Source organism: Gilliamella sp. BG3 (genome assembly GCF_046635605.1).
Taxonomy (GTDB): Bacteria; Pseudomonadota; Gammaproteobacteria; order Enterobacterales; family Orbaceae; genus Gilliamella; species Gilliamella bombi.
Window position 1 is genome coordinate 1 of the sequence record NZ_JBIDFE010000041.1, and the last position, 8,969, is coordinate 8,969.

Below are 8,969 nucleotides of genomic sequence, written 5' to 3' on the forward strand. Positions count from 1 at the left end.
TTAAGTCTATGTAATGCACCTTATAAGGTAACCTTAGATAGTTCAGAGGGAACTTTAGAGACTCGTTATGGCATGCCTAATAGTAGTACTTTTAGTGGAGGAACAGCGGAGTATTATATCACTTTACCGTCACAGCCTGTTATTTGTTCGGTCAGGCCAAATTTGTTGTTGGGTGGAACAACTGGCTTGGGTTGGGACGATAAAATCTACGCAGGTCCTGCTAACATATGGGATCCAGCTAAGGGTTTTTTAGTTCAGTCAACAAGTCCATCATCTTACGACAGAAATTTTCCTACTACAGGTGCAGATGGCTTGTATTTTGATTTGGATATAGTTGGGGTAGATGCAAGCCAGTTGAGTTGGACAGTTACCACTCGTGGTGATATAACGGCAACGGTGAGTTGGACAAGGCCGCTAACAGGGACATTCACAGCCACGGATGGACGTACAGTCCAAGCTGATATGTGGATTACGGATAAATCCCAGAATGTAACGCGGGTAACGTTGCATGGTCCAGAGGCAAGAAACCAGTGGGACAATTCTAATCCAAGTCGAATTACCGTACCATCTTTACCGCAGAAATTTGAATTGGTGGGAAGTGATAGAAGTGGTAATGAGGTTAGGTATGGATTTGTGTTGAGGCAGTGGTTTATTAGCCGAGGAAATAAAATGGGTTCCCTCTCAGCTCAAACAACGTGGTGTAATAGTTTGGGTTATCGAATGCCACAGGTAAAGGATTTAACCAATGCGAAGTGTGGTGTAGATAGTGATTATTTCCCATGTATAAATGGTATAGATGGCGCCACGCCATCGTCATCTAAAAATAATTATCAGCGACAAATAGGCGCTGGACTTTTCACGGAGTGGGGCTTCATGATCAACTACGCTGATGCGGACTTCGATTACTACACCTACAATACAAGCGACGCATTCGGTAGAGACCACTTTGGTATCGAATCGGGCAGCGGCTTCACCAGCATCACCCTTGGGAGCTACACTTATCCTGTTGTTTGCACTACACCTTAACTTTTAGCGTTTAGTTCTTAATCCTTAGGCTGCGGGGCGGTTATGGTGCTTGAGAGGATAATATAAAAAAGAATAAAGCCCCGCGGCAGTTGGGGCGTTTCCCTTAGGGTTGCGCAGTTGTGGCACAGCCACAATAGCGCCGCCCCCCTCCGCCGACGCAGAAAGCGTGGCAGGTAGTCCAGTATTACGCTGTGGCGGTTTAAAGCTGTGGTCTATTTTAGTTCGGCAAGGTTTCGGACGTATTGACCTTTGGGGAATAAAATAGCTATCTTGAATACGTCCTAGCAAGGGGAATTAGAGCGAACTCCTTTTGCAATCCCACGCTTTAGCGCATAATGTGTCTACGGCGCCCCTCCGCCGTCGATCGGTCTTAACGCACCGTTTGTGGGATTACTTGTATCATCCTGACACTCGCCTTTTCGAGACCATCTTCGCTTTGCTAAGATGGTCAAATTTGTTCCAGACAAATTTGTCAGACGTAGTACAAACTCGCCAAACATCCCTGTTTGGCGTGCTAATCTCACTCTGTTGTCGGCACATTCAGACGCCGAAACAAAACAGACAACATAACCTTGAGTGGTTTTTATAAGTTATTTTTTATAAAAAACAATACAGTTACCCTACAAAAGTTGGTTATATAAAATTATTGATTTTATTGTTTTTTTAAATATGCTAAATAAAATCAGTATTCTTATGACTAGATTTGAATTGTTCAAATGATGCTATTAAGCAATGTTATTTATGTGAGTTATTTCTTTTAAAAGTTGCAGTACTATTTTTATTGCAATGTATTAATATTACTTATAACTCATAAAAAAAGATTGAAATCGTTTGGTTGTTAAGTAACCATATAAGTGTAATGTCCATTTTTGCTAACGATAAAGCAAAATCTGACAAACTAAATAATTGATGATAAGGATCCAACATGTTTAGTAAAGATATGACTATTGCCGATTATGATGCGGAATTGTGGAATGCTATTAAAGGTGAAGAACAGCGCCAAGAAGATCACCTTGAACTGATCGCATCAGAAAACTACACCAGCCCACGAGTAATGCAAGCGCAAGGTTCGCAATTAACCAATAAATATGCCGAAGGTTATCCCGGAAAACGTTATTATGGTGGTTGTGAGTATGTTGATGTTGTTGAAAAATTAGCAATTGATCGTGCTAAGGCTTTATTTGGTGCTGATTATGCTAATGTGCAACCGCATTCAGGTTCACAAGCTAATTTTGCCGTTTATATGGCGCTTTTAAATACAGGCGATACTGTTTTAGGTATGAATTTGTCTGAAGGTGGGCATTTGACGCACGGTTCGCCCGTTAGCTTTTCGGGTAAACTTTATCATGTTGTGGATTATGGAGTTGATGATTCAGGGCGTATTGATTATGACAAGTTGGCTAAAACAGCCCAAGAATCTAAACCTAAAATGATTATTGGTGGATTTTCGGCTTATTCTGGGGTGGTGGATTGGCAACGTATGCGCGAAATCGCCGATAGTGTGGGCGCTTATTTGTTTGTGGATATGGCGCATGTGGCAGGGCTAGTTGCGGCAGGTGTTTATCCAAATCCAGTTCCTTATGCACACGTTGTTACTACTACAACTCATAAAACTTTAGGTGGTCCTCGTGGCGGTTTGATTTTGGCTAAAGGTGGTAGTGAAGAATTATATAAAAAGTTAAATTCGGCTGTCTTTCCAGGAGCGCAAGGTGGTCCTTTAATGCATGTAATTGCCGCTAAAGCAGTTGCGTTAAAAGAAGCGATGGAGCCTGAGTATAAAATCTATCAACAACAAGTGGTGAAAAACGCTAAAGCTATGGTCGAGGTGATTTTGCAACGTGGCTATAAGGTAGTTTCTGGCGAAACACAAAACCATCTGTTTTTAATTGATTTAGTCGATAAAAATATCACAGGTAAAGAAGCTGATGCGGCTTTAGGTAGTGCTAATATTACCGTTAATAAAAATAGTGTGCCTAAAGATCCACAAAGTCCATTTGTAACATCTGGTGTGCGCATTGGTACGCCGGCTATTACTCGCCGAGGCTTTAAAGAAGCCGAATCGCGAGATTTAGCTAATTGGATTTGTGATGTTTTAGATAATATCGATGACGAGCAAAACATCCAAGCCGTGAAAGAAAAGGTATTAGGTATTTGCCGACGCTTGCCAGTTTACCAGCATTGATTATTGCTTAATTTCGCCGACAGCCACAATTGTCGGCGAAATATTTTTTAAGTTGGTTTTATTTGTCAATATTGGTGTTTGTTTCGGTTTTATGCTGTATCTGTTCTTGTTTGTGTGCCTCAATATAATGGTCAAGATAGCCTTCATGCCATAACCAGCCTCCTGTAATCCCAATACCGAACAAGATAGCTAACCAAAAAATGATAGCAAGTTTGTGGTGTCGTTGTTTCATTGGGTCATGCAAATTACGTTTTGCATTGGATGGGAGCTGTGCTTTGCTTGTGAGCAAGCCTCCTAGCATTAAGTTGATTTTAACTTGCCCATTAATTGCCCAACCTGATGCTTCTAGTAATGGTCCAAGCGTTCTTCGACGTAATTTTAACCATGCTAAAATAACAGAAGGGCCTGAAATAATCAAAAATAATCCAATAAAAACCAAAGGCACTTGCCACCAAGCTAGCGCAAAAATGGCTTGGAATATTGAGGCTAATGCAGTGCCAATTGCACCAATGGCTAACCCAATTGCAGCAAAAATCCCCACACTTTTGCCAATATCAAATTTATTAGCTGGATTTTGTAGTGCTTGTTCGCTTGATTTTTCGACATCGACATCTTTGCTGCTTGCCCATTTGTTTATTTGTTCGGTAATCACACGCCCCATACGTTGATAAGGTGCCCAAATAGCTTGTTGGATGCTGATTGGCTTAGTGATTATTTTCACAACATTGGCATCCCAATCGTTACCTTTATTGTCAATAAACACACCATTGCGACCTTCAATTAATAAATCACCTTGTCCTGCTGTCATTGCTGCTGCAATTAGCTGTTTTTGTCCATGTCTAGTGCATTCACAATAAAGTAAACAGAGTTCAGAATAATTTGCCATGGTTGCGTGTTTGGCAATATTATCGACCGCAACGCAAAGTGTTGCACAGCGACCATCAATGTAGAGTTCACCAAGTTGAAATGCTGCTCGTGTTTCAGGCTGAAAGAAGTCTGCAAAAGAGGTAAAGTTAACTAGCAAACGGTAAAGATGTTTATGAAATAGGACTAATTTTTCTAACACGAGAATATCTGATGCGGATATCGGTGTTTGATTATCTTGTTCAACCATCTTCTCAAATTCGGTCAGTAAATCATTGTTAGCTAGGTTGGTAATGATGCTAATAGGAATATCATCTATACTGGCCGAAGGCTCAATTTCAACAGTTAAGTGTGCTATTTCGGGCTTAGTGCTAATAAGTGAGGTATATGCTTGCAAGCTTTGTTGTATATTTTGCCATTCTTGTTGTGTTAGTTGGTCTGGGTTGGATAATGATGATTCTATTAATGCCTTAAATCGGCTGATTTTAGCTTTCCAAAGTGGATTTAGCCCATTGACTAGATCTAGAGTATCAGTTGTGTCGATTTTGGATAGCGGTAATTCGGCTAATTCTTCTTCAGATAGTAATCCGTTTTGTGTTGGTACAATATATTTTTCGTCGACATTAAGTGCCGTTTGTGCTTGAGGAGCGTATTGTGCTAATTCAGCACGTAAAAAATAATCATCAATTTTGGGTTTTAATAGCTGAATTAGTTTCCAAATTTCTGCGGTATTTTCACCAAATGGGGTTTGCGTATTACTTATTTTTGTTTGCCATTGTAACCAAGTTTGTAGATTTTCAACAAAGGTGGTTGCTATGTTTAAATCAATGCCATCTTGCCCACTCATATCTTTTTGTGCACCAGTAGTTTTGATTGCTGTTGTAATAAACATTTGCATGTTTGGTGACAATTCGTTTGATGGAGGAAAGATCAAATCACCATTATAAAGTTTGTCAGCATTGATTTTTATTGATTGTTGTATATCATCTTGTGTTAAATAATCCACATTTTTTTTATTTAAGCTAGCTAAAATGCTTTGTGCGGTGACCGATAATTTTTTTCCTTGCGGGGTCGATGAGTTAATTTGTGATAATGGTAGTGTTTCACTTGTACTTAAGATACTATCAAATGAGTTGATTTTATCGCAAGTCCAGCTAATGGCATCTAAAATATCAGGTATGCGAATACGTCCGTCATTATCTGAATCGAGTAGAGATAAGGTTCGTTCATCAAAATCCAACCCTGTTGTTGGGCAACTTAGAGCGACCCATAATTTAGGATCTAAATCAGGTAAATTAATAATATCACTGGCACTTTTAAATACGACTTGATCAAGCCCACCAACACGTTGAAATGTCCACATATGGCTCATAATAATCTCCACACAAAAATTTGATAATATCTTTGTTAAAAGAAAACAGTGGGTTGTCTACATTTCATGACTAAAATAACCCTCTAAAAACTCATAAGGCTTTTTACTGGATATCGCTTGATGAGATTTAATTGTATTATAATAGCTAATAAATCGCTTAAACTTTTGTTTTCTATTTTTTGAGTCTTCGGATATTTGCTGATTATGCCATATCTCCATTAAAGTTCGTACCACTCTTTCTGCTTTTCCATTTATTTATTGGTAGTTAGGTTTAGTGGCTTTTTGGTTTATGTGATTATTATACATTTTAACAAATCGGTGAATGCTACGTTTTCTTTATGATATAGTGCTGTTGAACCGAGTGAAAAATAAAACCTAATGGAAAAGGAGGTTGTTAAATGAATAAAATAGGAAAAGATGAATTAATCGTCAACTCAATTTTAGATGAGCTTTTAAATGAAAGACTTGAATATTATAAAAATAATTTAAGTAATTCAAGTGAGCCTATAAACGGCGATGATCCTTATGCAAGAGCAAGAAGTATTATTATCAAACTATCAAATGAGGAACAAAAGAAGATTTTTAACTTTTTACGTTTAGTAATGATAGATACAATGTCAGCAATTTTTGGCACCATAGATGGTTCACATTTTCCTCCAAATATTAGTGGTGATTTCATTCTTGAGTATGATGGAGATGAAATACAAGGTTCATTGCAAGATGAGTTAATTGCAAAAGCAGAAGAGATTGGTGTCTATGATTAATAGCTAAAAGTAAAGAATTTATTTTATCTTTTACATTTTATTATTTATATACCAATTGCTTTTAAAATATATTTAGGTACTTAATGAATTCGCTGAAAGAAGCTCATACAAAATTATTAAAATGGTTTAATAATGAACAACTGTGGAAAATTACCAAGAGGTAAAAGTGGTTAAGACAATATACGTTGATGTAGATTTTAATGGGTTAATTATTTTCGACTATCCAGGGATATTTATCCCCTTTGGGGGAAAAATAAATAATGGAGAAAATATTCTTGAAGAATTTACTACAACAGGCAAAGGTGATTCTGTGCTTGATGAAGGAATTGCCTTACCTATCATGGGTATTGATGATGGTGGCTACGTTGTTCGTTTGTTTTTAAATGAAACTCCTTGTAATGAGAATAGATCCATTATATTCAGTGATAAATATTTTTATCTTAATGTTACTGGAGATTTATATATTGCTGATATGTCAGTTTTTTGGGAGTGGGAAGAATATACTGGTTGGAATAATACCGATATTCCTAAAGGAATATATAAAGTCTGTCTGGAGGGAGTAATTTTAAAAAAAAATGAGGATATTTTTTATTGCTATGATTTGATCTTAGAAAAAGTAAGTAAAATTGGTATAAGAGAAATTGAACCACGCTCAGATTGCAGGCTTTATTAAATATAATCCGAGTAAAATGTCTTAATTGATGTTATAAAGAAAAATAACATGTTGATTTTCTAAATCTTATAAAAAAGCAAACAGACCACTAGTGCTATCCTTGTACCACCTTTATAACGCCCTAGCCCTACGTATCGAAAAACATCAGATTGTTGACTGTAAGGGGAAATTTTAAGGCTAGATCAGCTTTATTCTTTAAGCGAAAAGTATCCTAGTTTGCTACTGTCGCTTATAATGCGGAAAGAAATGTTATTTAACCATTACAAAACGATTTTATAGTTTCAGTAAAAATTGTTTGATGCATATCATAGAGCATATTCAGGCCTAGATGATATTAAAGTTAATCCCAAATTTATAATTTGAGTATTTTTGTAACATACTCTAAAGTTGCTAATTTCATGAAAAGTTGGTTTAAAGAACTAGGATTAATGAAATGAATGACAAAAATCTTATCGAAATTGATGACTATTTATCTACTTCAACAAATTTCAATTTTTTAAAATTATTAGACGTTGATAATGCATTGGATTTAAGAGATGAATCCGAATTTGATTATCAGTGGATGAATGTTTTTAATTCTTTGAAAATGTGTGACTTTAATGCGAATGAAGTGAAATTTATTAATATGTTACGAGAAAAGGCTTTTAAACAATCTTTTAAAATAATTAATAATTTTGAAATATCTTCCCGAATTTCTGATGATATTGAGATAATAGCTAAGAGTTTTATTGCTAAGAAATATAAAAATTGGGCTATCACGCACTTGTGGTCAACCTATAAAAATAAAAAATTTCGAATATAATTATTATTATAACTTAATAAAAGAATTAATTATCTCTAATAAATTGCTTAGCCCATTTTATTTAATGTATTAAATCGTAGCAGCTAGACGGCGTAGACAAGGGTAATGCAGTTATCAATTATGGGGAAAATGGATTCAGAAAATTGAACACCAATTAATAGAGCAAAATTTCAGGTATCATGGACAATATTTAGACGGATAAACCAGCCTGCATTACAATACTTTTAAGTATTATGAGCTGAGCATAGGTAATTTTATTTAGCTAGATTTGATTGGTTGTTGAGTGGGATTAATTTGTATCAGTATGATATTAGTAGGTTGGCTTTAGTTGTAAGTTATATAAAATTCTTCAGATATTAATCTAGGTACTTCAAAAACAGTGAATTCATCTATTTAACCAAAAATAAATGACTAGATAGGCAGTATCATAAATTTAGAAAAGGATATTGGAAATTGAAAGTATTCGATTTTAGGTAGGGTAATTATATGAGTAGTATTAAAAATCTTGTTATGCGTTTAAATCATGAGGCTCAAGATGAAGTGTATTGGCTTGGAGCTTGTGATGAATCACAAATTAATATACTTGAAAATAATTTAAAATTGTCGTTACCAAACGAGTTAAAAGAATTTATTTTATTAGTTGGTGGTGGAGGGCTTGTTGGAGAAGAATTGTCAGGTATAGTTGATAATGATGCTTTGGTTGAGTCAGGAGGCGCTATTTATTATGATACTTGCCTATGTAGAAATGAATACGCGTTACCATTAGATATGGCTGTTATTTACTTTAGAGATGATGATGTATGTTGGTGTGTTGATTGTGGAAGAAATACTTATGGAACAATAGTTAATTATGATCTTTTTTCAAGAAAAATATCAAATGTTCTCGCACCGTCATTCAACAGTTTTTTTGAGGAATATGTAAATCTACGCACATAACTTATAGCAAAAATTTTATAAAAATTAATTATTTAGTTTTTACATGTTTTATTATGAAAGTGATTCGTTTTTAGACTTTGATTGAGATAATATGGAGTCCTTTTTATTTGCTTGGACGAATGTTGTTTAACATGTTAATTAAATTAGATATTTCAAAATTATTGTTTTCTTTTATTGATAACGGTGAGTATTGCAAATAAAACGTAGCTATTCAGTGAATTATTTATACCAATTTGATTGGTAAACATCATCTTCAGGATGTAACTATCCCCCAAAATAGTACAGCAAAAAAGTAGAAAATTCTCTATGATAAAAGAAAAGGGGATTTAATTATGAAAAAAATGACTGAA

Annotated in this window: 10 protein-coding genes; 7 read left to right on the forward strand and 3 right to left on the reverse strand. The window is 35.4% G+C overall.

The window, feature by feature from the left end:
* Positions 1-1,026, forward strand: a 1,026-nt coding sequence (locus ACGH6S_RS11650; RefSeq protein ID WP_411579544.1) for a hypothetical protein, incomplete at its 5' end; no start/stop codon positions are given.
* A 109-nt stretch (positions 1,027-1,135) separates the two neighbouring features.
* Positions 1,136-1,291, forward strand: coding sequence for a hypothetical protein (locus ACGH6S_RS11655; protein ID WP_411578425.1), 156 nt, complete (start codon positions 1,136-1,138; stop codon positions 1,289-1,291).
* A 76-nt stretch (positions 1,292-1,367) separates the two neighbouring features.
* On the opposite strand, the gene ACGH6S_RS11660 is transcribed toward ACGH6S_RS11655, so the two are convergent.
* Complete coding sequence (locus tag ACGH6S_RS11660) at positions 1,368-1,550, reverse strand: hypothetical protein (RefSeq protein ID WP_296303069.1); 183 nt, start codon at positions 1,548-1,550, stop codon at positions 1,368-1,370.
* A gap of 401 nt (positions 1,551-1,951) precedes the next feature.
* Between ACGH6S_RS11660 and glyA the strand changes: the two genes are divergently transcribed.
* Positions 1,952-3,208: a serine hydroxymethyltransferase gene (gene glyA, locus ACGH6S_RS11665; protein ID WP_411578426.1), complete on the forward strand. Its 1,257-nt coding sequence runs from the start codon at positions 1,952-1,954 to the stop codon at positions 3,206-3,208.
* Positions 3,209-3,266: 58 nt separating this feature from the next.
* On the opposite strand, the gene ACGH6S_RS11670 is transcribed toward glyA, so the two are convergent.
* Both ACGH6S_RS11670 and ACGH6S_RS11675 read right to left on the reverse strand, forming a co-directional pair.
* Complete coding sequence (locus tag ACGH6S_RS11670) at positions 3,267-5,444, reverse strand: hypothetical protein (RefSeq protein ID WP_411578427.1); 2,178 nt, start codon at positions 5,442-5,444, stop codon at positions 3,267-3,269.
* 57 nt (positions 5,445-5,501) lie between these two features.
* Positions 5,502-5,699 (reverse strand): integrase core domain-containing protein, encoded by a 198-nt coding sequence (locus tag ACGH6S_RS11675; RefSeq protein ID WP_363319071.1) that lies wholly within the window; start codon positions 5,697-5,699, stop codon positions 5,502-5,504.
* A 143-nt stretch (positions 5,700-5,842) separates the two neighbouring features.
* On the opposite strand from ACGH6S_RS11675, the gene ACGH6S_RS11680 reads away from it, so the two are divergent.
* The 4 genes from ACGH6S_RS11680 (at position 5,843) to ACGH6S_RS11695 (ending at position 8,619) form a co-directional block, all read left to right on the forward strand.
* Positions 5,843-6,208, forward strand: a complete 366-nt coding sequence (locus ACGH6S_RS11680; RefSeq protein ID WP_296303066.1) for a hypothetical protein — start codon at positions 5,843-5,845, stop codon at positions 6,206-6,208.
* Between the two features lie 142 nt (positions 6,209-6,350).
* Positions 6,351-6,881 carry a hypothetical protein gene (locus ACGH6S_RS11685; protein WP_411578428.1) on the forward strand — a complete coding sequence of 177 codons (531 nt, stop codon included), beginning with the start codon at positions 6,351-6,353 and terminating at the stop codon, positions 6,879-6,881.
* Between the two features lie 433 nt (positions 6,882-7,314).
* On the forward strand, positions 7,315-7,683 hold the full coding sequence (locus tag ACGH6S_RS11690; protein WP_411578429.1) for a hypothetical protein: 369 nt from the start codon (positions 7,315-7,317) through the stop codon (positions 7,681-7,683).
* 486 nt (positions 7,684-8,169) lie between these two features.
* Positions 8,170-8,619, forward strand: a complete 450-nt coding sequence (locus ACGH6S_RS11695; RefSeq protein ID WP_065610359.1) for an SMI1/KNR4 family protein — start codon at positions 8,170-8,172, stop codon at positions 8,617-8,619.
* Positions 8,620-8,969: the final 350 nt, after the last annotated feature.

Bases quoted from the DNA above. Each gene is read 5' to 3' on its own strand.
- glyA (WP_411578426.1), top strand. From the start codon at position 1,952: ATGTTTAGTAAAGATATGACTATTGCCGATTATGATGCGGAATTGTGG.
- ACGH6S_RS11670 (WP_411578427.1), bottom strand. From the start codon at position 5,444: ATGAGCCATATGTGGACATTTCAACGTGTTGGTGGGCTTGATCAAGTC.
- ACGH6S_RS11680 (WP_296303066.1), top strand. From the start codon at position 5,843: ATGAATAAAATAGGAAAAGATGAATTAATCGTCAACTCAATTTTAGAT.
- ACGH6S_RS11690 (WP_411578429.1), top strand. From the start codon at position 7,315: ATGAATGACAAAAATCTTATCGAAATTGATGACTATTTATCTACTTCA.
- ACGH6S_RS11695 (WP_065610359.1), top strand. From the start codon at position 8,170: ATGAGTAGTATTAAAAATCTTGTTATGCGTTTAAATCATGAGGCTCAA.